1 pseudogene is annotated in these 307 nt (G+C 71.3%); it reads left to right on the top strand.

The features are described from left to right. Positions 1 to 307, top strand: a pseudogene (locus EN804_RS36125) (quinone-dependent dihydroorotate dehydrogenase); the annotation flags it as partial.

The following is a 307-nucleotide window of genomic DNA, read 5'->3' as shown; positions in this document are numbered from 1 at the left end:
GCCCAACACCGCCGGCCTGCGCGAACTGCAGGAAGAAACCGCGCTGCGCCAACTGGTCAGCCAGCTGCGTGACCGCCAGGAAGAGCTCGCGGCCCGCCACGGCCGCCGCGTGCCGATGCTGGTGAAGGTGGCGCCGGACCTCAGCGAGCGTGACATCGATGCCGCCGCCCGCGTACTGGGCGAGCTGCAGGTGGACGGCGTGATCGCCACCAACACCACCATCGACCACAGCAAGGTGGCCGGCGACCCGCTGGCCAACGAGGCCGGTGGCCTGTCCGGTGCGCCGGTGCTGGAGCAGTCGACACTG

The sequence above is a fragment of the Mesorhizobium sp. M8A.F.Ca.ET.161.01.1.1 genome, assembly GCF_004792105.1.
Classification (GTDB): Bacteria; Pseudomonadota; Alphaproteobacteria; order Rhizobiales; family Rhizobiaceae; genus Mesorhizobium.
Note: the sequence above shows the minus strand (reverse complement) of the source record. Positions and strands in the feature narration are given on the sequence as shown.